This window comes from Streptococcus sp. KHUD_017, assembly GCF_054861245.1.
Window position 1 is genome coordinate 533903 of sequence record NZ_CM142175.1, and the last position, 21440, is coordinate 555342.

Genomic DNA, 21440 nt, shown 5'->3' on the forward strand with positions numbered 1-21440 from the left:
GGCCGATGCTATTAGAAGAATTTGAAAATGTACCTGCTGTTATCGAGCCAACTGATCGAAGCCTCCTTAGTGGTGGAGAAATCTGTGATACGATTATTTTATCTTTTAATGGAGAAATCGTTGAACGAGTAAAGCAGTTTGAAGATGTTTACGAAGGTGGCTATCTAACCAATCTAAATGGTAGATTTCCATGGTATATCTATGAAAAAGATGGGAGTAAGGTAGCAGTTGCTATAGCTACGATTGGAGCCCCGATGGTTGTTGGACTCTTAGAAGAACTCAAAGCAAGAGGATTTAAGAACTTTATTGTTTTGGGTTCTTGCGGAGTTCTAGATAAGTCTATTCAGGCAGATAAGATTATCTTACCAAGTTCAGCTCTACGTGATGAAGGTACAAGTTACCATTACGCTCCTGCAAGTGATGAAATAGCTTATGATGAAACTCTACTCTTAACCATAGAAGAAGCTTTAAACAAATCTGATATTGAGCACATTCGAACAAAGGCTTGGACCACAGATGCTTTCTATCGTGAAACAGCTGATAAGGTCAAACGTAGACTAGCAGCAGGTGCGACTGTTGTAGATATGGAAGCCTCAGCAATCATGGCTTGGGCACAATTTCGACAAGCAAAAGTTTATCAATTTTTTTATACAGCTGATTATGTTGACCATCATAATCATGAGTGGGATGCAAGATACGAAGAAAGAAAAGCAGATGCTATGACTTTCTTTGAGATAGCATTAGTAATTGCTAGAGAGTTGGATTGAAACGACTCTTTACGATAAACAAGACACAGAAAGGAGTCAGTGAGTGATTAAAATCTATGACACCATGTCTCGTGATTTGCGAGAATTTGTCCCAATCGAGGACGGCAAGGTTAAGATGTATGTCTGTGGGCCTACAGTTTATAACTATATCCACGTGGGGAATGCCCGCTCAACGGTAGCTTTTGACACGATTCGTCGCTACTTTGAATACCGTGGCTATGAGGTTGCTTATATTTCTAACTTTACAGATGTGGATGATAAGATTATCAACCGTGCCAAGGAAGAAGGTATCACACCTCAGGAAGTAGCGAACAAGTATATCGCTGCCTTCCGTGAAGACGTGACGGCTCTTGGTGTTAAGCCTGCGACTCGTCATCCGCGTGTAGTGGAGTTTATGGCGGATATCATCCGCTTTGTCTCTGACTTGATTGAAAAAGGCTATGCCTATGAGAGTCAAGGGGATGTCTATTTCCGTGTGGAAAAATCCCACAACTACGCTAAGTTAGCCAATAAAACCCTAGAAGACTTGGAGCTAGGAGCTTCAGGTCGGACAGACGAAGAAACAGCTCGCAAGGAAAATCCGGTAGATTTTGCTCTTTGGAAAGCAGCCAAACCAGGTGAGATTTCTTGGGACAGTCCTTGGGGTCCTGGTCGTCCAGGCTGGCATATCGAATGTTCGGTTATGTCAACGGAGATTTTGGGTGATACTATCGATATTCATGGTGGTGGTGCTGACCTTGAGTTTCCACACCACACCAACGAAATTGCCCAGTCAGAAGCTAAAACAGGCAAGACCTTCGCCAACTACTGGATGCACAATGGCTTTGTCAATATCGACAATGTCAAGATGTCTAAGTCTTTGGGAAACTTCATTACGGTACACGATGCTCTCAAAACTATCGACGGTCAAGTATTACGTTTCTTCTTTGCGACTCAGCACTACCGTAAGCCTATCAATTTTACGGAAAAAGCAGTGCGTGATGCGGAGACTAATCTCAAGTATTTGAAGAACACCTATGAACAACCTTTTACTGGAACTGTAGATGCTCAAGAGTTACAGGTATTTAAAGATAAGTTTGTAGCGGCCATGGATGAGGATTTTAATACAGCTAATGGAATCACAGTTGTCTTTGAGATGGCTAAATGGATCAACTCAGGTAACTATGATGCAACTGTCAAGGAAACTCTTGCAGCTATGTTAGAAGTCTTTGGTATTGTTTTTGTCGAGGAAGTTTTGGATGAAGAAATCGAAGCCTTGATTCAAAAACGCCAAGAAGCGCGTGCCAATCGTGATTTTGCGACAGCTGACCAAATCCGTGACCAACTAGCTGCTCAAGGGATTAAGCTACTGGATACCAAGGATGGAGTGAGGTGGACACGTGATTGATGTCAATCTCATTAACGGGATTGCTCTAGCCTTTGAAGGAGATGCGGTGTATTCTATGTATATTCGTCGCCACCTCATCCTAAGAGGTATGACCAAGCCCAATAAACTCCACCAAGAGGCAACCAAGTATGTGTCGGCCAAGGCTCAGGCACGCTTGATTTCCCTTATGTTAGAAGAAGAAGTCCTAACGGAAAAAGAAGAAGAAATCTATAAACGGGGTCGCAATACCAATAGTCATACCAAGGCAAAGAACGCAGATGTTGTTACCTACCGTATGTCTACAGGTTTTGAAGCGGTCATGGGTTATCTTCATATGACCGAAAATGTGGAGCGCCTAGAAACCTTAATTTCTTGGTGTATCCAAAAAGTGGAGGGCTAGGAATGATTGCAAAAGAATTACTAGATTGGTTTCCACAAGCTCAAATCGTAGATCAGCCAATTGATAAGGAAGGTTTTCTTACGCTGCCAGTTTCCTCGCAACAGTGGATTTTACTGGAGGAAATTGGACTAAGTGAACGTGAGAAACAGTTGGTGGCTCTCTTAACCCAGCAGGAACAAACCATCTCTTTAAATCCTTGGTATAGTTATTTGATTGAGGGCAAGGGACAAGCACCGCAAAGTTTTAAAAAGCTACAAGTTGTCTATTGTCACCTTTCCTATTACCAACAGGAAAACTTGACTTCTTGGTTGGATATGATGAGAACCCTCTTTCCTAATTGCGAGACAGTGCTTCAGGTGGGAGCTCAGGATTACCTGTTTGTTCTCCAACAGGACAAATACACTTCTGTTCGGTCTATCTTAACAGATACCTTGGAAGCCGTAGAGTATGACTTTGGGGTTCGCTTATCCATCATGCTGGGCCAGGTTTGGTCGCAAACAGGGAATCAAAGTTTGACAGATCTCATCAAAGCAGAACGTGACTTGTTCAAAAATTGGTGGCGACAAGGACACCAAGGATTCCATACTTTTTCTCAGCTCTACCTTTGGAGTATGGGTGAAAAAATGGTGGATCTTGGTTTGATAAAAGATTATCTCCACCAGATGATTTTGGATCAGGATCAAATTCAGGAAATCATTCTCTCCTTATGGGAAAATAGTGCAGTCCTAACTAAAACAGCACAACAGCTCTATCTACACCGCAATTCTCTCCAATACAAGATTGATAAATGGGAAGAGTTGACAGGGCTTCAGTTGAAAGAATTGACAGATTTGACCTTGTGTTATCAGTTGATTTTACCAGATATTATTTAAAGTTTTGTGCAAGTTGCACAGAACTTTTTTATTTTTTTGGTCATCTTGCCATAGAAATGTAAAGCGTTTTCATCTATAATAAAACTATCAAAAATTAAAGGAGTTCACCGAAATGGTAGAATTAAATCTTAAAAACATTTACAAAAAATATCCAAACAGCGAACACTATTCAGTTGAAGACTTCAACTTGGACATCAAAGACAAAGAATTTATCGTTTTCGTAGGACCTTCAGGATGTGGTAAATCAACTACTCTCCGTATGATTGCAGGTCTTGAAGATATCACAGAAGGTACTGCATCTATCGATGGCGTTGTTGTCAATGACGTAGCTCCAAAAGACCGTGACATCGCCATGGTATTCCAAAACTACGCTCTTTACCCACACATGACTGTATACGATAACATGGCTTTCGGTTTGAAATTGCGTAAATACAGCAAAGAAGACATCGACAAACGTGTACAAGAAGCAGCTGAAATTCTTGGTTTGAAAGAATTCTTGGATCGTAAACCAGCTGACCTTTCTGGTGGTCAACGTCAACGTGTTGCCATGGGTCGTGCGATTGTCCGTGATGCTAAGGTATTCTTGATGGACGAACCTTTGTCAAACTTGGATGCGAAACTTCGTGTATCTATGCGTGCTGAAATTGCTAAAATCCACCGTCGTATCGGAGCTACAACTATCTACGTAACTCACGACCAAACAGAAGCGATGACACTTGCAGACCGTATCGTTATCATGTCAGCTACTAAAAACCCTGCTGGTACTGGTACTATCGGACGTGTTGAACAAATCGGTACTCCTCAAGAAGTTTACAAAAACCCAGTTAACAAATTCGTAGCAGGATTCATCGGAAGCCCAGCTATGAACTTCATCAACGTAAAATTGATCGGTGACCACATCGTTGGTGACGCCTTTAACTTGAAAGTTCCAGAAGGTGCTTTGAAAGTTCTTCGCGATAAAGGTTACGAAGGTAAAGAATTGATCTTCGGTATCCGTCCAGAAGATGTGAACGCAGAACCTGCTTTCCTTGAAACATTCCCAGAATCAGTTGTGAAAGCAACTATCTCTGTATCAGAATTGCTTGGTTCAGAATCTCACCTATACTGCCAAGTTGGTAAAGATGAATTCGTTGCTAAGGTTGACGCACGTGACTACTTGCAAGCTGGTGCAACTGTGGAACTTGGATTTGACTTGAACAAAGCTCACTTCTTTGACGTAGAAACTGAAAAGACAGTTTACTAATACCTACTGACACTGTAGAGACTGATACGATATGTCTCAGTCTCTTTCATTTTAAGGAGACAAAACATGGAAAAAGACTGGTGGAAGGGGAAGGTCGCTTATCAGATCTACCCAAAAAGCTTTAAAGATAGCAATGGTGATGGCGTTGGGGATTTGAAAGGAATCACGAAGAAACTCGATTACCTTCAAAACTTAGGAATTGACATTCTCTGGTTATCGCCTATTTACAAGAGTCCGTTTATTGACCAGGGCTATGATATTTCAGACTACTATGCCATTGATCCTATTTTTGGAACTATGGAAGATATGGAGGAGCTAATTGCTGAAGGTAAGAAGCGGGGCATTTCTATCATTATGGACTTGGTGGTTAACCACTGCTCCAGTCATCACGAGTGGTTCCAAAAAGCTCTAGCGGATCCAGATGGCCCTTATGCGGACTACTTTTACTTCATCGAAAGTGACAAGGAACCCAACAACTGGGAAAGTTACTTTGGAGGCAGTGTCTGGGAACCAGTTCCTGGCACCAACAAATACTATCTCCATTCTTATCACAAGGATCAGCCAGACCTTAATTGGCAAAATCCTGTCTTGCGCGAAGAAATTTACAAGATGATCAACTGGTGGTTGGACAAGGGAATTGCGGGCTTTAGGATCGATGCTATTATCAATATCAAAAAAGATCTAGAATGGCGTTCGCTTCCGTCTGATCGCGAAAATGGCTTGGTCCCAGTACTGGAGTCTCTAGTGAATGCCCAATCGATTGAACCTTTCTTGCATGAGTTAAATGAGCGAACCTTCGCCAAGTACAATGCCTTCACAGTAGGGGAAGTGTTCAATGAAACCGACGAAGAGTTGCATTTCTTCATTGGAAAAGATGGCGTCTTCTCTTCCATCTTTGACTTCAAGCAAACCTGCTTGGGGCAGGAAGGAAAAGGCTGGTTTGACCATAGTCTTCCAACAGCAGATGAACTCAAGGAAAGTATTTTTCAAGCGCATGAGCGCGCGGATAGCATTGGGGTGCTCTCGACCATTATCGAGAATCACGACGAGCCTCGTGGGGTGTCCCACTATATTGCAGAAGGTCCAGTAAACGATACCAGTAAAAAAGCCCTGGGAACCATTCAGGTTTTGCGTAAGGGAATTCCTTTTATCTACCAAGGCCAAGAAATTGGGATGGAAAACCAAGTCTTTGAATCGGTGGAGGACTTTGATGATATCGCAACCATCAATGGCTACCACGTCGCGAAAGAAGCTGGTTTAAGCGAGGAAGAAGCCTTGGCCGCGATTGCCAACTACAGCCGGGACAATGCGCGGACACCCATGCAGTGGTCAGCGGAGCCAGGATTGGGCTTTAGCGATGGAACAGCCTGGTTGATCAGTCCCAAACCAAATGTTGCCATCAATGTGAAAGATCAAGAAAAGGATCCAAATTCCATCTTGAATTACTATCGCCAGTTGACGGCCTTGTATCGCCATCCCCTTTATGGAAATACCATCCGATTCGGAGATATGATCCCAGCGTATCGGGACCGTGAAAACATCATCGCCTTTGAACGCCGTGGGGACAAGCGTCTCTTGGTTGTCAGCAATTTCCAAAATCGCCAGGCCACCTTGGAGTTGCCAGCTCCGATTAAAACAGTCGTTTTAAATAATACAGCAGGATTATTCCAAGAAGGAGACCAAGTGCTAGAATTAGCTCCTTACCAAACGGTTGTGTTGGAATTGGTGGAATAAGGAGAAACTTTGCATCAGTGTTAGGATTTAATGTAGAATAGTATGTTCATTAAATATTCTGGAGAACATTATAAAAGTTTTCTATACTTTAGAATCAGTCAAGTATAAACTGAAACTTTCCGCTGTGAGAAAAGTGTTTGAAACATTATTGTTTCAAACACTCGGGAGTTTTGAGACCTTAGGCTCAAAACTAAGTCATGGAACTTCGAAGAAGTTCGCTGACGTCCGTACTCACCTAAGGAAAGTTTTGAAAGATATTTTATCTCCAAAAAGAACCTTCGCGTCTGCGAAGGTTCTTTTCGTGTCATCCAAGTCTAAACCTGGAACTTACTCAACTTCTTTCTTTTTCAAGAGGAGGAAGCCTCCGCTAACGGCTAACAAGAAGCCTGAAAGAATGAAGTGTGCGGTTGTGTCTTCTCCAGTTTGTGGCAATTGTGCCTTAGCTGGACTTTCTTGGAAGCTTTGTCCTACTTGGTAAGTCAAAGCTTGCACGCTTTCTCCATTTTCCACAGTTGTTTCTTTTTGTGGAAGGAGCACTTTAGGAGTGTCCTTCTTGGCCAAGATTGGCTGTGGATTGCTTGTTTGGTTATGAATTGGAACTACCACTTGATCTGGTTCTTTAGCTGGAACGTAATCCATCAAGCTTGCCAACTTGCTGCCAAAGATCGCATTGGTTACCCAGCGGAAGAAGTGGACAGGGTGTTGACGGTTGGTTGGATTTCCTGCATAGACAAAGAGTGGTTGTCCCATCAGTTCTCCAGAGATGGCCATGACTTTGTTAGCCAGAACATCGTTATGTGGCCACCAACCTGCAATATAATAATCGCTTGGAGCGATGCTCATCAAGGTCTTGAAATGCTCTGGAACCTTTTCAATCCAGTTTCCTGAGTTGGAGTAGAAGAGGGTATTCTTCTTGTATCCGCTGGTCAATGGATCCTGATCATCAATGATCGCTTTCATCAAGCCTTCGTAGTCACTACCGCCTTTTAGTTTTTCAGCGTCAAATCCTGTAAGAACTCCCAATTTTTCCAATTTTTGCATGGCTTCCCCGCCAATGACAAGGGTTGGTTTCTTGCCAAAAATGGAAGCGTCAAAGCGATTGCTTTCCAAAATAACAACATCCGCTTCTTCTGGCGTATTGACGATTTGGAAGCCTAATTTTTCAAGGACCAAACTAGTATGAGCAGGCGCATCTACTCCAGCCCAATTATAGTGGTAGTTTGGAGAGTAGACCTTCATCGGTTTCAAGGTTGGGCCACTAGGCACCTTGTAGAGGGCATCACCATAAATGGCATAGTTTGGTAGGAGCGAAGCAAAGGTATCGCGGTCAACGATGTAGCCATCATCTGTTAGGTAGACAGATTTTCCTTGTGCAATAGCCTGGTTGACAGCTTTAACGGCACTGGCTGAGGTATTTGCGATCACATAGTAAGGAGCTTTTGGATCGATCTCAGAGGTACGAGTGGCGCGGGTGGTGGTGACTTCTCCTAATTTTCCGTTGAAAAGACCATCCGCAAAGACAGGTTCGGACTTGAACCCTCTCATATCTGGGAAGTTTACCAGCAACTCTGCGTACATAGCAGCCCAGGCAGATTCGTTGGAACCCTTGTAGAGAATGTGGTTAGCATAGCCACGTTTGGCTTGGGCCATGTCAATGACTAAGTCCCCTTTTTTATAGTTGCCAATATCTTCTTTGAGTTCCTTGACGAGGACACCATTGCGTTTGAAGTAGTCGATCATATTGAAGGCTTCTTGGGCATCGTTGTCTTTGTCGAGGCTCATTGGGATGACGTAGTAGTCTGGGAAGAATTTCGGACGACCATTTTTCACACGTCCAACGATTTCTCCATTTGGGCCGACCAGTTCATTTTCGGCTTTTGGATCTTCGGTATCCGTCCAGAAGACGTGAACGCAGAACCTGCTTTCCTTGAAACATTCCCAGAATCAGTTGTGAAAGCAACTATCTCTGTATCAGAATTGCTTGGTTCAGAATCTCACCTATACTGCCAAGTTGGTAAAGATGAATTCGTTGCTAAGGTTGACGCACGTGACTACTTGCAAGCTGGTGCAACTGTGGAACTTGGATTTGACTTGAACAAAGCTCACTTCTTCGATGTAGAAACTGAAAAGACAGTTTACTAAGATAGATTTGAATAAAACAACACTACTAGAGTTTTTCTAGTAGTGTTTTTTATAAAGTTTAGAAACTCGGATAGAAGGAGACTTTACTAGTTTTCTTATTGACTAAAAAGTGTTAAAATGGTAGGAAGAACTGGAGAGTATGCATGCCAAAAGAAGTAATTTATTCTGGCGATGAAGTCGTCGCTTTAACGCAAAAATATTTATCGAAAGAAGATGTGGCTTTTGTCCATAAGGCCTTGGTTTATGCTGTAGAGTGCCACAGTGGCCAATATCGTAAATCAGGCGAGCCTTACATTATCCACCCTATCCAGGTAGCAGGTATCTTGGCTAAGCTCAAGTTGGACGCTGTCACTGTTGCCTGTGGTTTTTTGCATGACGTGGTAGAAGACACAGATGCTACTTTGGATGATTTAGAGCGCGAGTTTGGCCATGATGTTCGAGTGATTGTAGACGGTGTTACCAAGCTTGGTAAGGTCGAATACAAGTCTATAGAAGAGCAGTTGGCTGAGAATCACCGCAAGATGCTTATGGCCATGTCAGAGGATATCCGCGTTATCTTGGTCAAGCTCTCTGACCGCCTGCACAATATGCGTACCCTCACGCATCTTCGTAAGGACAAGCAAGAGCGTATTTCCCGAGAAACCATGGAAATCTACGCACCACTTGCTCACCGTCTGGGGATTTCAAGTGTGAAGTGGGAATTAGAAGATCTATCCTTCCGTTACCTCAATCCGACAGAGTTTTACAAGATAACTCACATGATGAAGGAGAAACGTCAAGAACGTGAAGCCTTGGTCGATGAAGTTGTGACGAAACTCGAGGAGTATTCATCTGAGCGCAATCTTACAGGAAAAATCTATGGCCGTCCTAAGCATATCTACTCTATTTACCGTAAAATGCAGGACAAGAAAAAACGCTTTGAGGAGATTTATGACCTGATTGCCATTCGCTGTATCCTAGATACTCAGAGTGATGTCTATGCCATGTTGGGTTATGTGCATGAGCTATGGAAACCAATGCCAGGACGTTTCAAGGATTATATTGCCAATCGTAAGGCCAATGGTTACCAGTCTATCCATACGACTGTTTATGGACCAAAAGGGCCGATTGAGTTCCAGATTCGTACCAAGGAAATGCACGAGGTTGCTGAGTACGGGGTTGCGGCTCACTGGGCCTACAAAAAAGGAATGAAAGGCCAAGTTAATAGTAAAGAATCTGCGATTGGGATGAACTGGATCAAGGAGATGATGGAGCTCCAAGACCAGGCGGATGATGCCAAGGAATTTGTAGATACTGTCAAAGAAAACTATCTGGCAGAAGAGATTTATGTCTTTACTCCAGATGGGGCGGTTCGTTCTCTTCCAAAGGATTCGGGACCGATTGACTTTGCCTATGAGATTCATACCAAGATCGGGGAAAAAGCAACTGGTGCCAAGGTCAATGGCCGTATGGTACCCTTGACTACCAAGCTGAAAACAGGGGACCAGGTTGAAATCATCACCAATCCAAATTCATTTGGACCAAGCCGCGACTGGCTCAACATGGTTAAGACCAGTAAGGCTCGCAACAAAATTCGTCAATTCTTTAAAAACCAAGATAAAGAATTGTCCATCAATAAAGGCCGTGAAATGCTGATTAGTCAGCTCCAAGAAAACGGCTATGTGGCCAATAAATTTATGGACAAGCGCCACATGGATGAAGTCCTTCAAAAAACCAGCTACAAGACAGAAGAAGCCCTTTTTGCAGCCATTGGTTTTGGAGAAATCGGAGCCATTACCGTCTTCAACCGTTTGACGGAAAAAGAACGTCGTGAAGAAGAACGTGCCAAGGCTAAGGCAGAAGCAGAAGAACTGGTCAAGGGTGGCGAAGTCAAGGTAGAGAACAAGGACACGCTTAAGGTGAAGCATGAGGGTGGAGTTGTCATCCAAGGTGCTTCTGGGCTCTTGGTCCGGATTGCCAAATGTTGTAACCCTGTTCCAGGAGATGATATCGTTGGTTATATTACCAAAGGTCGCGGAGTTGCCATCCACCGTGTGGACTGTATGAACCTTCGTTCACAGGAAAACTATGAGCAACGTCTGCTAGATGTCGAATGGGAAGACCAATTCTCAACCAAGGAATATATGGCTCATATCGATATCTATGGACTCAACCGTTCTGGTCTTTTGAATGATATCTTGCAAGTCCTATCAAATACAACTAAGAATATTTCTTCAGTTAATGCCCAACCGACCAAGGATATGAAATTTGCCAATATCCATGTATCCTTTGGAATTTCTAACCTTTCAATGTTGACAACGGTGGTTGATAAGATTAAGAGTGTACCTGAAGTCTACTCAGTCAAACGGACCAATGGTTAAGTATGATCGATACAGTCAGAAAGGATTTCTATGAAAATCATCGTTCAGCGAGTCAAGCAAGCTCAGGTTTCTATTGAGGGGCAGATTCATGCTCAAATCAAACAAGGCCTCTTGCTCCTAGTGGGTGTTGGACCTGAGGATCAGCAAGAGGATTTGGAGTATGCAGTCAGAAAACTGGTCAATATGCGGATCTTTTCAGATGACGAAGGCAAGATGAACCTATCTGTCAAGGATATCCAAGGAGAAATCCTCTCCATCTCTCAATTCACTCTGTTTGCCGATACCAAAAAAGGCAATCGTCCAGCCTTTACAGGCGCCGCTAAACCAGATATGGCTGAGGCCTTCTATCAAGATTTTAACCAGGGACTAGCCAAAGAGGTTCCTGTTGAAACAGGTGTTTTCGGAGCAGATATGCAGGTAGAACTGGTCAATGATGGGCCGGTAACCATCATCCTTGATACAAAAAATAGATAAGAAAAACCAAGCTTGTTAGCTTGGTTTTTGTTTATCTATAAAATCCCTAAAAGACAAAGCTTATAGGGATAAGGGGGGGTCAGTTCATTTTTTCAACATAGAGTTGTTTGGCGATTTCTAGACTTACCAAGAGTTCTTCATTGTTGTGAATCAAAGTAAAGGTATTAGAGAAATCATCAAACTGTTGAACTTGGAGTTTGTCTCCGATATTGATGTCATGTTTTTCCAGATATTTTAGGAGATCAAAACTATCGTGAACGCGAGTCAGGAGATAGGTTCCAGCTTCTTTGGTTTCTGCTAGTGGCAAGTTATTGATTTCAACCAAAAGTTCTCCCTTAGCAGGAATGGTACCACCATGAGGGCAGGTCTTTGGAAAGCCGAGCATACTTTCTAATCTTTCCACAAAAAAGTCTGAAACGGTATGTTCTAATACCTCGGCTTCCTCATGAATTTGGTCGCTGGTATAGTCTAGATGGTGCACCAGAAAAACCTCAATCAAACGGTGTTTGCGATAGAGTTCAGATACAAGTTTTAAACCAATATCAGTCAATAAGTATCCTTTTTTCTTGTCTTTTAAGATGAGATTTTCGGACTGCATGCGCTTGATCATTTCGGTTACAGCTGGAGGAGATACCTGCATTCGAGCAGCAATTTCCTTATTGGTAATCTTAGGAACATCCATGCCAATCTCATAAATACATTTTAAGTAGTCTTCTTTATTTGGTGTCATTCGCATTTCCTTGTTTATTATCTCCATCTAGTATACCAAAAAAGAGGCTGGGACAAAAGTCCTAGCCTCTCAATTTTCTTTGGATTGTCGAGCAAGACGCAGTGGTTGAGTGGACTCTACTACGCTGATTTCATCAGCTTTTACAGCCCTACTCAACTGTGCGGAGGTGGGACGACGAAATCGAATTCTAACGAATTACCGATTTCTGTCCCACTCTCTATTGCTACAAGAGCTGGACTTAGTTGAGTTCTTTTGCAGCTGCAATAGCGGCTTCAAAGTCTGGTTCGCTATTGATATTGTCTACGTATTCAACATAGCGGATGGTGTTGTCGGTATCGAGAACAAAAACGGCTCGAGCAAGCAGATGCCATTCATTGATTAAGAGGGCATAATCGCGTCCAAAGGAGTGGTCGAAGTAGTCTGAGAGCATGATGGCATTTTCAATTCCTTCAGCACCACACCAGCGTTTTTGAGCAAATGGAAGGTCCATTGATACTGTTAGGACTACAGTATTGTCCAAGCTAGCCAGTTCTTCATTAAAGCGACGAGTCTGAAGTGAGCAGATGCCTGTATCGATAGAAGGGATAACACTCAAAATCTTTTTCTTACCTTCAAAGTCAGCCAGTGATTTTTTAGAAAGGTCAGTTGTTGTTAGAGAGAAGTCAAGAGCCTTGTCTCCTACTTGTAGTTGTTTTCCTGTAAAAGTCACAGGATTTCCAAGGAATGTAGTCATAAGCTACTCCAATCTTTTTTCTTTCATTTTACATTGAAACGTCAGATTTTCCCAATAATTTGACCGGAATTTGAATCAAAAAAACGCCAATTCCGTGAGAACGACGTTTTTTAAATGTTTATTTTGCCAATCCTTCAGCAATCTTGTCAAGGTTGTATTTCATCATGTTGTAGTAGCTGTCGCCTTCTTTACCTTGTTCTGCGATAGAGTCAGTAAAGATTTGTGCGTAGATTGGGATGTTTGTGTCTTGTGAAACAGTCTTCATTGGACGATCATCGACACTGGACTCAACAAATAGTGATGGGACTTTCATTTGGCGAAGTTTTTCAACCAAGGTCTTGATTTGGTCAGGAGTTCCTTCTTCTTCAGTATTGATTTCCCAAATATAGGCACTTGGGACACCGTAGGCTTTAGAGAAGTATTTGAAGCATCCTTCACTGGTTACGATGAGTTTTTTCTCAGCAGGAATATTGTCGAATTTAGCTTTAGCTTCCTTGTCAAGTTTGTCTAGCTTATCAGTATATTCTTTGAGATTTTTTTCGTAAAATTCTTTGTTGCTAGGGTCTTTAGCGCTCAATTGTTTTGCGATGTTTTTAGCAAAGATGATCCCATTTTCAAGGTTGAGCCAAGCGTGTGGGTCTTCTTTGCCTTTTTCGTTTTGACCTTCAAGGTAGATAACATCAACGCCTTCGCTGACTGCAAAGTAGTCTTTGTTTTCAGTTTTCTTGGCATTTTCTACCAATTTTGTAAACCAAGCATTTCCACCTGTTTCAAGGTTGATACCGTTATAGAAAATCAAATCAGCTTGAGAAGTTTTCTTGACGTCTTCAGGTAGTGGTTCGTATTCGTGTGGGTCTTGACCAACAGGAACGATACTGTGAAGATCAATCTTGTCACCAGCAATATTTTTAGTAATATCAGCGATGATTGAGTTTGTGGCAACAACTTTTAGTTTTTGACCAGAAGCTGCATCTTTTTTTCCACTAGCACATGCTACAAGAGCAATGACGGAAAGAAAGAGAACGAGTAATGTACCTAATTTTTTCATTAGATCCTCCAATTTATTGGGGCTTTGCCCCTTATTTTAACAAATGTTTATTTTTCAGTTTCAAATATCGTTGTTTTGGAGCGATAAAGAAGCTAATGAGAAAGAAACTAGCAGCTGTAAGCACGATACTAGAACCTGCCGCAACGTTAAAGCTATAGCCGATAAAGAGTCCCAAAACTGAAGCTGTAGCTCCAAAGGTTGAGGAAAGGAAAATCATACTTTTCAGGCTATTAGCATACAGATAAGCAGTTGCAGCTGGGGTAATCAGCATGGCTACAATCAGGATAGTTCCGACACTTTGCATGGCTGTCACAGACACGAGAGTTAGGAGTACCATGAGTAAGTAGTGATAGAAATTGACAGGCATTCCCATGGCTTTAGCCAAGAGTTCATCAAAGGACGTTATCAAGAGTTGCTTGAAGAAAATCCAGATTAACAAGAGAATGGCTGCCCCTACACCCATAGTAATAAACATATCTGTATCTTGAACAGCAAGAATATTACCAAAAAGGATATGGAAAAGGTCAGTTGAACTTTTAGCGACACTAATCAAGATGATACCGAGGGCTAAGAAAGAAGAAAAGGTAATGCCGATGGCGGTATCGCTTTTGACAATCGAGTTTCCCTTGATGTAGGTAATGATGATAGCAGCTAGCAGTCCAAAGACAATGGCTCCGATAAAGAAGTCAATGCCCAAGATGAAGGAGAGGGCTACACCTGGTAAGACAGCATGTGAAATGGCATCTCCCATGAGTGACATCCCACGTAGAATGATGAAACATCCTACAGCTCCAGCTACGACCCCGATAACAATAGCTGTTATCAAGGCATTTTGTAAGAAATGGAATTTTTGCAATCCATCGATAAATTCTGCAATCATAGGTCACCTCCATTGAAAAAGAGTCGATTACCGTAAGCTTCTTTGAGATTGGCTTGGGTAAAGGTTTCTTTGGTCGGACCAAAAGCAATCACTTCTCGATTGACAAGCAAGACTTGATCGAAGTAGTTGGGAACCTTGCTGAGGTCGTGGTGGACGATGAGAACCGTCTTCCCAGCTTTTTTCAGATCTCTCAGCGTATTCATGATGATTTCCTCACTGACTGAGTCAATCCCAACAAAGGGTTCATCTAAGAGGATATAGTCGGCTTCCTGCACCAAACATCTGGCAATCAAGACCCGCTGGAACTGACCTCCAGACAGTTGACTGATTTGACGTTCAGCGTAGTCAGCTAGGTCGACGATTTCAAGGGCCTCTTGCACTTTCTTCCAATGTTTAGCATTTAAACTTCGAAAGAGAGGAATAGAGGGAAATAGTCCTAACGAGACGCATTCCTTGACCTTGATGGGAAAGTTGTAGTCAATATGAATTTTTTGCTCGACATAGGCAACTCGATGTAAGGATTTTTTAACTTCCTTGTCATCGAGAAATGCCTGACCTTGATGTGGGATAATTCCCAGCATACCTTTTAATAATGTTGATTTCCCAGCGCCGTTTGGACCGATGATTCCGGTAATCGTTGGTCCTTGGAGCACTAGTGAAATATCCTTTAGTGCCAACGTTTCTTTGTAGGAGACACTGAGGTTTTCGATACGTATCATACAGTTGTATTCCTCCTGGATTTTAATATACCTTAATTTTATTTTTAAGTCAAGTTAATTTTGGTAAAAATTTAAAATATTAATGATGAAATCAAATAGGAGGAGGCGGCATTTTTAATTGCATTCCCCAGGGATTTTTGCTAAGCTAAGAATAAGTGAAAATAGGAAAGCGAGAACAAGATGACACGTTATCAAGATGATTTTTATGATGCCATAAATGGTGAGTGGGAAAAGACTGCTGTTATTCCAGCAGATAAATCGAGAACAGGTGGTTTTATCGACCTTGACGAAGAAATTGAAGAGTTGATGCTAACGACGACAGACAAGTGGTTGGCAGGAGAAGATGTGCCAGAAGATGCTATCTTGGCAAATTTTGTCAAGTACCATAGTATGGTCAGAGATTTCGATAAGCGAGAAGCAGATGGAATTGAACCAGTCCTTCCTTTATTGAAGGAATACCAGAATTTAGAAAGTTTTGCGGATTTCGCAAGTAAACTAGCAGCATTTGAATTAGCTGGTAAACCAAACTTCCTTCCATTTGGAGTATCACCAGACTTTATGGATGCTAGAACCAATGTTCTCTGGGCTAGTGCTCCAGGAACTATCTTGCCTGACACAACCTACTATGCGGAAGACCATCCTCAGCGTGAGGAATTATTGAATCTTTGGAAAGAAAGTACTTCTAATCTCCTCAAAGCCTATAACTTCTCAGATGAAGAAATCGAAGACTTGCTAGAGAAACGATTGGAATTGGACCGCCGTATCGCAGCAGTAGTCCTCTCTAATGAAGAAAGTTCAGAATATGCTAAACTCTACCATCCATATTCTTATGAAGATTTCAAAAAGTTTGCTCCTGCACTTCCTTTAGATGATTTTTTCCAAGCGGTGATTGGACAAACACCAGACAAGATTATCGTAGATGAAGAACGTTTCTGGCAAGCAGCAGAGCAATTCTATAGTGAAGAAGCTTGGCCTTTGCTCAAGGCAGGCTTGATCTTAGGTGTAGTCAATCTTTCAACGAGCTATTTGACAGATGAGATTCGTATCTTGTCAGGTGCCTACGGACGAGCTCTTTCAGGAGTTCCAGAGGCTCAAGACAAACGCAAGGCAGCTTACCACTTAGCTCAAGGACCATTCAAACAAGCCCTCGGTCTTTGGTATGCCCACGAAAAATTCTCTCCAGAAGCTAAGGCGGACGTAGAGAAAAAAGTGGCGACCATGATTGACGTTTATAAGGAACGTTTGGCTAAAAATGACTGGCTGACTCCTGAAACACGAGAAAAAGCCATTGTCAAACTCAATGTCATCAAGCCTTATATCGGTTATCCAGAAGAATTGCCAGCCCGCTATAAGGATAAGGTAGTGGATGAATCTGCTAGCCTCTTTGAGAATGCCCTAGCATTTGCGCGTGTGGAAATCAAGCACAGTTGGAGCAAGTGGAATCAGCCAGTTGACTATAAAGAGTGGGGAATGCCTGCTCATATGGTCAATGCCTACTACAATCCACAAAAGAACTTGATTGTCTTCCCAGCGGCTATCTTGCAGGCTCCATTCTATGACTTGCACCAGTCATCTTCTGCCAACTATGGTGGTATTGGTGCGGTTATTGCCCATGAAATTTCTCACGCCTTTGATACTAATGGAGCTTCCTTTGATGAAAATGGTAGCCTCAAGGATTGGTGGACAGAGAGCGACTACGCAGCCTTTAAAGAAAAAACACAGAAGGTTATCGACCAGTTTGATGGTCAAGAATCTTACGGTGCAAAAATCAATGGGAAACTAACCGTGTCCGAAAACGTTGCCGACCTTGGAGGAATCGCTGCAGCACTAGAAGCTGCTAAGAGAGAGCCAGATTTCTCAGCTGAAGAGTTCTTCCATAACTTTGCTCGTATCTGGCGTATGAAAGGTCGCCCAGAGTTGATGAAACTCATGGCCAGCGTTGATGTGCACGCCCCAGCTAAACTCCGTGTTAACGTCCAAGTGCCAAACTTTGATGACTTCTTTACAACCTATGATGTCAAAGAAGGTGACGGCATGTGGCGTTCACCAGAAGACCGTGTGATTATTTGGTAATCAAAAAACCAAGGATGATTGTCCTTGGTTTTTATGTTTTAGAAAAATGGATTGAAAGTTTTTTCGTGGGCGATAGTAGTAGCCGGACCATGTCCAGGATAGACATCGTAGTTTGGAAGGGTGAAGAGCTGGGTTTGGACACTATGAAGGAGTTGTTCCATACTACCAGTTGGCAAATCTGTCCGACCAATGGTTTCTCGGAAAAGGGCATCTCCCGTTAAGACCAAGTGTCCATCTGGGAAAACCAATGAAACTCCACCGATAGAGTGGCCTGGCGTTGGTAAGACTGTGAAGCGGAATTCTTCAATCTGGTATTCTTCATGAAAGACATAAGTGTGTTCAGCTGGTTTGCAGATGACATCTGCCATATCGTCATGTCGAGGGAGACCTGAAAGGTTGTCAACAGGAGTATAGAGCCAAGAAGCTTCACTTTCTGCCACATAGACTGGAGGATTTCCATAAGTATCTCTGACCAAGTCAAGACTCATAATATGGTCGTAGTGAGTGTGGGTCAGAAGAATGGCACAGACCGGTTTGTTGATGGTTTCGATAGTCTTGCGAATAGCCTCCCAATGGCTACCAGGGTCAACTATAATCAGGTGTTGCTCCCCTTCAAGATAATAAGTATTTTCATAGGCGACAGGATTCACAGTTTTATGGATTTTCATAGGATTTCCTCTTTCATAGATTTACAGTTTCTAGTATAACACAGAAGAATAAAATAAGGAATCAACAAGAAAGTCCCTCCATAAAGGAAGGGACTTTTAACTTTTTAAAAATGATTTTTCCAGGCTTGGAAACGTGCATCCAGTAGGAGTTGTGTCAGATTTTTTAAGATTTCAACTTGCTCGGGCTCTAGTGTCTGGGCTTGAGAAACAAGTTGTCGAACATGGTCGATAGCATTTCTAGAAGATAAATCATTGATGGAAGTGATTCCAGATTCTAGGATGGTTCCGAAAAAGAGATCAAAGTAGAGCTCTAGTTCTTCATCGGGCACACTGTCCACCCATTCTTTAAGAGTGTCTTTGATTTGGAGACTTTCGCTACTAATTTCCTCTAGTTGGACAAAGTGTTTGTCTTCAACCTGCCAACTAAAGGTGTCATGCTGGGCAAGACCGCCTAAAGCAGTGCTTCGAACGACGATTTTCTTATCAGGGATTTCCAGCATCATCCCGATGATAGAACCTTGTGGGACAAATACTTTTGTTCTTTCCATCATGTTTTGATAGCCAGCTGTTTCGGTCAGTTCCTTGTGAAGTCCAGGCGCATCAAAAGTATAGACGGCGACAATGTTTTTTTGTAAAAGTGGGTCGAGTTGACTGGCAGCATAGACAGCTAAATTGCCCCCTTTTGAGTGTCCTGCTAGGACCACCTTTTGGTTAGGATGTTGAGCAAAAAAGTCCTGTAAATACTGGAGAGCATGTTTTTGAGCTGGAATTTCCTTCATATAGGTCATATGGAAATCTTCTTTCCAACCAATAATACTGTCGTCTGTGCCACGAAAGACAATCAGATAGGTATCTAGGTTCAGACGATAGGTCATAGCAGCGAATTGCTTTTGGAGTTCTTCATCAATATCGTTGACAAAGTTAGAGAGCTTGCTATTTTTAAAACGCTTGTGTGTGGAGAGTTGATCTAAGAGTTGCAGACGTTCTTTATTAGTCAACACGTTAATGTCACGAGGAACACGTGTTGCGACATCTAGTAAGCGATTATCTGATTCGTCTAGTAAGTTATCAAAAGACAGATAAGTCAGCTCAGTCAGAGCAAGTACATCCAGTTCATTTAATGGGATATCATAAAAAGAATCGTATTGAACATCAGTTAGATAGTCAAAAATATTGGCCATGAGAATTCCTTTCTTAACTTTTATCATATCAGATTTACATCAATTTTGCTAGTAGTCAGGAGAATTTTGCTATAATATTAAAAAAGGAGGAGCAGATGCATAAGATTTTACTAGTAGAAGATGATCCAGTTATTCGTCAGCAAGTTGGGAAAATGCTCTCCGAATGGGGATTTGAAGTTGTCATGGTAGAAGACTTTATGGAAGTTCTGACGTTATTTGTTCAGTCTGAGCCTCATCTGGTCCTGATGGATATTGGATTGCCTCTCTTTAATGGTTATCATTGGTGTCAGGAAATTCGCAAGATTTCCAAAGTTCCTATTATGTTTCTGTCTTCAAGAGATCAGGCTATGGACATCGTGATGGCTATTAATATGGGAGCTGACGATTTTGTGACCAAGCCTTTTGACCAGCAGGTCCTTTTAGCTAAGGTACAAGGATTATTACGCCGTTCTTATGAATTTGGAAGGGATGAGAGTCTTTTAGAATATGCAGGAGTTATCCTCAATACCAAGTCTATGGATGTGCATGTCAATGGCAAAGCTATCAGCCTAACCAAGAATGAATTTCAGATTTTGCGAGTTTTATTTGAACATGCAGGAAATATCGTAGCGCGTGATGATTTGATGCGGGAACTCTGGAACAGTGACTTTTTTATCGATGACAATACCTTATCTGTTAATGTCGCTCGTTTGCGCAAGAAACTGGAGGAAGAAGGTTTGATTGGTTTTATCGAAACCAAGAAAGGAATAGGGTACGGATTGAAACATGCTTGATATTAAAAGTTTTTTTCTAGCTTATATCCGTTCGCGTAGCCGTTTTTTTGCTTTTATTCTATCGCTTACAGGTTTGCTTTTTCTCTTTGAAATCTTGTTTGATAAGCAAGGGCCCTACTTTAACTATTTCTTCTTTCTATCTACATTTTTGACATTTTTGTTTTTGATATTTGATTTCTTGATAGAATTGCAACGTTATCGTAAGGAATTACTCTATGGCGAAAGAAAAGCTAAGTCACCAATGGAAGTCCTTTTAACTGAAAAATTAGAGAAAAGCGAATCTGAACTCTATCAAAAGAAATCAGATGCTGAAAACCGCTATAATGATTTGGTGGACTACTATACACTCTGGGTTCATCAGATAAAAACACCAATTGCAGCTAGTAAACTCCTTGTAAGCGAGGTGGCAGATCGCCAACTGAAACAACAGTTGGAGCAGGAAATTTTTAAGATTGATTCCTATACCAATCTCGTACTCCAATATCTACGCTTAGAAAGCTTCCATGACGATTTGGTGTTGAAGAAAGAAAATATAGAAGATCTGGTCAAGGAAGTCATTCGCAAATATGCTATTTTCTTTATCCAGAAAGATCTAAGTATTAATCTGCATGACTTGGACAGAAGGATTGTGACGGATAAAAAATGGCTGTTGGTAGTCATTGAACAAATCCTGTCAAATAGCCTCAAGTACACAAATGAAGGTGGGGTTGAAATCTACATGGATGGTTCAGACCTTTGTATCAAAGATACTGGGATTGGTATCAAAAACAGTGATCGGTTGCGAGTCTTTGAACGTGGATTTTCAGGATATAATGGTCGAATGACCCAGCAGTCATCTGGACTTGGGCTCTATCTAACCCAGAAAATCAGCCAAGAATTAGGACATCAGATTCAAATAGAATCCGAGCTTGGGCAAGGAACAACGGTGAGAATTAAGTTCTCTGAAGTGAATTTACTGATTGAATGAAAAAAATTGTGAAGAGCTTGGAAGAAACCTTTCAAGCTCTTCTTTAGACCTTGATATAGTGAGAAAAAAGGCTTCAATCAGATAATACTCTTCGAAAATCAAATTCAAACCACGTCAGCTTCGCCTTGCCGTACTCAAGTACAGCCTGCGGCTAGCTTCCTAGTTTGCTCTTTGATTTTCATTGAGTATAAAATAGTTTAATCTTACAAAAATGTAAGATTAAAAGCCTCTTTTGTAAGGTTAGGTTATGGCACGTCCTCTTTTTTTGGAGTAAACTTAGAGCATAAAGAAAAAGGAGAGGAACCATGAA

At 41.9% G+C, this 21440-nt stretch carries 19 protein-coding genes and 2 pseudogenes; 12 read left to right on the forward strand and 9 right to left on the reverse strand.

What is annotated here, in order from left to right:
• The first annotated feature begins 5 nt into the window (after positions 1 to 5).
• From ACVAMZ_RS02635 to ACVAMZ_RS02660, 6 genes are all read left to right on the forward strand, one after another.
• Positions 6 to 767 (forward strand): nucleoside phosphorylase, encoded by a 762-nt coding sequence (locus ACVAMZ_RS02635; RefSeq protein ID WP_004251278.1) that lies wholly within the window; start codon positions 6 to 8, stop codon positions 765 to 767.
• A gap of 43 nt (positions 768 to 810) precedes the next feature.
• The gene (cysS, locus tag ACVAMZ_RS02640; protein ID WP_461684956.1) at positions 811 to 2154 is read left to right on the forward strand and encodes a cysteine--tRNA ligase; all 1344 of its coding nucleotides are present in this window, start codon (positions 811 to 813) and stop codon (positions 2152 to 2154) included.
• On the forward strand, positions 2147 to 2533 hold the full coding sequence (locus tag ACVAMZ_RS02645; protein WP_461684957.1) for a Mini-ribonuclease 3: 387 nt from the start codon (positions 2147 to 2149) through the stop codon (positions 2531 to 2533). Before cysS ends, ACVAMZ_RS02645 begins: the two co-directional genes overlap by 8 nt.
• A gap of 2 nt (positions 2534 to 2535) precedes the next feature.
• Positions 2536 to 3405, forward strand: coding sequence for a helix-turn-helix domain-containing protein (locus ACVAMZ_RS02650; protein ID WP_461684958.1), 870 nt, complete (start codon positions 2536 to 2538; stop codon positions 3403 to 3405).
• A 112-nt stretch (positions 3406 to 3517) separates the two neighbouring features.
• Positions 3518 to 4648, forward strand: a complete 1131-nt coding sequence (locus ACVAMZ_RS02655) for an ABC transporter ATP-binding protein (RefSeq protein ID WP_004251267.1) — start codon at positions 3518 to 3520, stop codon at positions 4646 to 4648.
• A gap of 66 nt (positions 4649 to 4714) precedes the next feature.
• Positions 4715 to 6382, forward strand: coding sequence for an alpha-glucosidase (locus ACVAMZ_RS02660; RefSeq protein ID WP_369606893.1), 1668 nt, complete (start codon positions 4715 to 4717; stop codon positions 6380 to 6382).
• A gap of 327 nt (positions 6383 to 6709) precedes the next feature.
• On the opposite strand, the gene ACVAMZ_RS02665 is transcribed toward ACVAMZ_RS02660, so the two are convergent.
• Positions 6710 to 6988, reverse strand: a complete 279-nt coding sequence (locus ACVAMZ_RS02665; RefSeq protein WP_461685169.1) for an LPXTG cell wall anchor domain-containing protein — start codon at positions 6986 to 6988, stop codon at positions 6710 to 6712.
• Positions 6977 to 8269: pseudogene (locus ACVAMZ_RS02670) on the reverse strand (zinc carboxypeptidase); the annotation flags it as partial. The pseudogene ACVAMZ_RS02670 and the gene ACVAMZ_RS02665, both read right to left, overlap by 12 nt.
• Between ACVAMZ_RS02670 and ACVAMZ_RS02675 the strand changes: the two are divergent.
• From ACVAMZ_RS02675 to dtd, 3 genes and pseudogenes are all read left to right on the forward strand, one after another.
• A pseudogene (locus ACVAMZ_RS02675) lies at positions 8264 to 8524 on the forward strand (TOBE domain-containing protein); the annotation flags it as partial. The pseudogenes ACVAMZ_RS02670 and ACVAMZ_RS02675 overlap by 6 nt on opposite strands.
• A gap of 143 nt (positions 8525 to 8667) precedes the next feature.
• The gene (locus ACVAMZ_RS02680; RefSeq protein ID WP_004251252.1) at positions 8668 to 10884 is read left to right on the forward strand and encodes a RelA/SpoT family protein; all 2217 of its coding nucleotides are present in this window, start codon (positions 8668 to 8670) and stop codon (positions 10882 to 10884) included.
• Between the two features lie 30 nt (positions 10885 to 10914).
• Complete coding sequence (dtd, locus tag ACVAMZ_RS02685) at positions 10915 to 11358, forward strand: D-aminoacyl-tRNA deacylase (protein ID WP_461684959.1); 444 nt, start codon at positions 10915 to 10917, stop codon at positions 11356 to 11358.
• Between the two features lie 79 nt (positions 11359 to 11437).
• Here dtd and ACVAMZ_RS02690 read toward each other — a convergent pair whose 3' ends face one another.
• The 5 genes from ACVAMZ_RS02690 to ACVAMZ_RS02710 all read right to left on the reverse strand — a co-directional run bounded on the left by ACVAMZ_RS02690 (position 11438) and on the right by ACVAMZ_RS02710 (position 15468).
• Positions 11438 to 12088, reverse strand: a complete 651-nt coding sequence (locus ACVAMZ_RS02690) for a metal-dependent transcriptional regulator (protein WP_461684960.1) — start codon at positions 12086 to 12088, stop codon at positions 11438 to 11440.
• A 238-nt stretch (positions 12089 to 12326) separates the two neighbouring features.
• A complete protein-coding gene (tpx, locus tag ACVAMZ_RS02695; RefSeq protein ID WP_373114755.1) occupies positions 12327 to 12821 on the reverse strand; it encodes a thiol peroxidase in 495 nt (164 codons plus the stop codon).
• A 118-nt stretch (positions 12822 to 12939) separates the two neighbouring features.
• Positions 12940 to 13869 (reverse strand): metal ABC transporter substrate-binding lipoprotein/adhesin PsaA, encoded by a 930-nt coding sequence (gene psaA / locus ACVAMZ_RS02700; protein WP_254730474.1) that lies wholly within the window; start codon positions 13867 to 13869, stop codon positions 12940 to 12942.
• Between the two features lie 31 nt (positions 13870 to 13900).
• Positions 13901 to 14749, reverse strand: coding sequence for a metal ABC transporter permease (locus ACVAMZ_RS02705; protein WP_006148893.1), 849 nt, complete (start codon positions 14747 to 14749; stop codon positions 13901 to 13903).
• The gene (locus ACVAMZ_RS02710) at positions 14746 to 15468 is read right to left on the reverse strand and encodes a metal ABC transporter ATP-binding protein (RefSeq protein WP_006148892.1); all 723 of its coding nucleotides are present in this window, start codon (positions 15466 to 15468) and stop codon (positions 14746 to 14748) included. The genes ACVAMZ_RS02705 and ACVAMZ_RS02710 overlap by 4 nt, the downstream gene beginning before the upstream one ends.
• A 180-nt stretch (positions 15469 to 15648) precedes the next feature.
• Here ACVAMZ_RS02710 and ACVAMZ_RS02715 point away from each other — a divergent pair, with 180 nt between their 5' ends.
• Positions 15649 to 17541 carry a M13 family metallopeptidase gene (locus ACVAMZ_RS02715; protein WP_461684961.1) on the forward strand — a complete coding sequence of 631 codons (1893 nt, stop codon included), beginning with the start codon at positions 15649 to 15651 and terminating at the stop codon, positions 17539 to 17541.
• Between the two features lie 38 nt (positions 17542 to 17579).
• On the opposite strand, the gene ACVAMZ_RS02720 is transcribed toward ACVAMZ_RS02715, so the two are convergent.
• Both ACVAMZ_RS02720 and ACVAMZ_RS02725 read right to left on the reverse strand, forming a co-directional pair.
• Positions 17580 to 18209, reverse strand: coding sequence for an MBL fold metallo-hydrolase (locus ACVAMZ_RS02720; RefSeq protein WP_461684962.1), 630 nt, complete (start codon positions 18207 to 18209; stop codon positions 17580 to 17582).
• A gap of 104 nt (positions 18210 to 18313) precedes the next feature.
• Positions 18314 to 19390: a DUF2974 domain-containing protein gene (locus ACVAMZ_RS02725; RefSeq protein ID WP_223333176.1), complete on the reverse strand. Its 1077-nt coding sequence runs from the start codon at positions 19388 to 19390 to the stop codon at positions 18314 to 18316.
• Positions 19391 to 19485: 95 nt separating this feature from the next.
• Between ACVAMZ_RS02725 and ACVAMZ_RS02730 the strand changes: the two genes are divergently transcribed.
• The gene (locus tag ACVAMZ_RS02730; RefSeq protein WP_000548968.1) at positions 19486 to 20163 is read left to right on the forward strand and encodes a response regulator transcription factor; all 678 of its coding nucleotides are present in this window, start codon (positions 19486 to 19488) and stop codon (positions 20161 to 20163) included.
• Positions 20156 to 21130 carry a sensor histidine kinase gene (locus ACVAMZ_RS02735; RefSeq protein WP_461684963.1) on the forward strand — a complete coding sequence of 325 codons (975 nt, stop codon included), beginning with the start codon at positions 20156 to 20158 and terminating at the stop codon, positions 21128 to 21130. The genes ACVAMZ_RS02730 and ACVAMZ_RS02735 overlap by 8 nt, the downstream gene beginning before the upstream one ends.
• Positions 21131 to 21440: the final 310 nt, after the last annotated feature.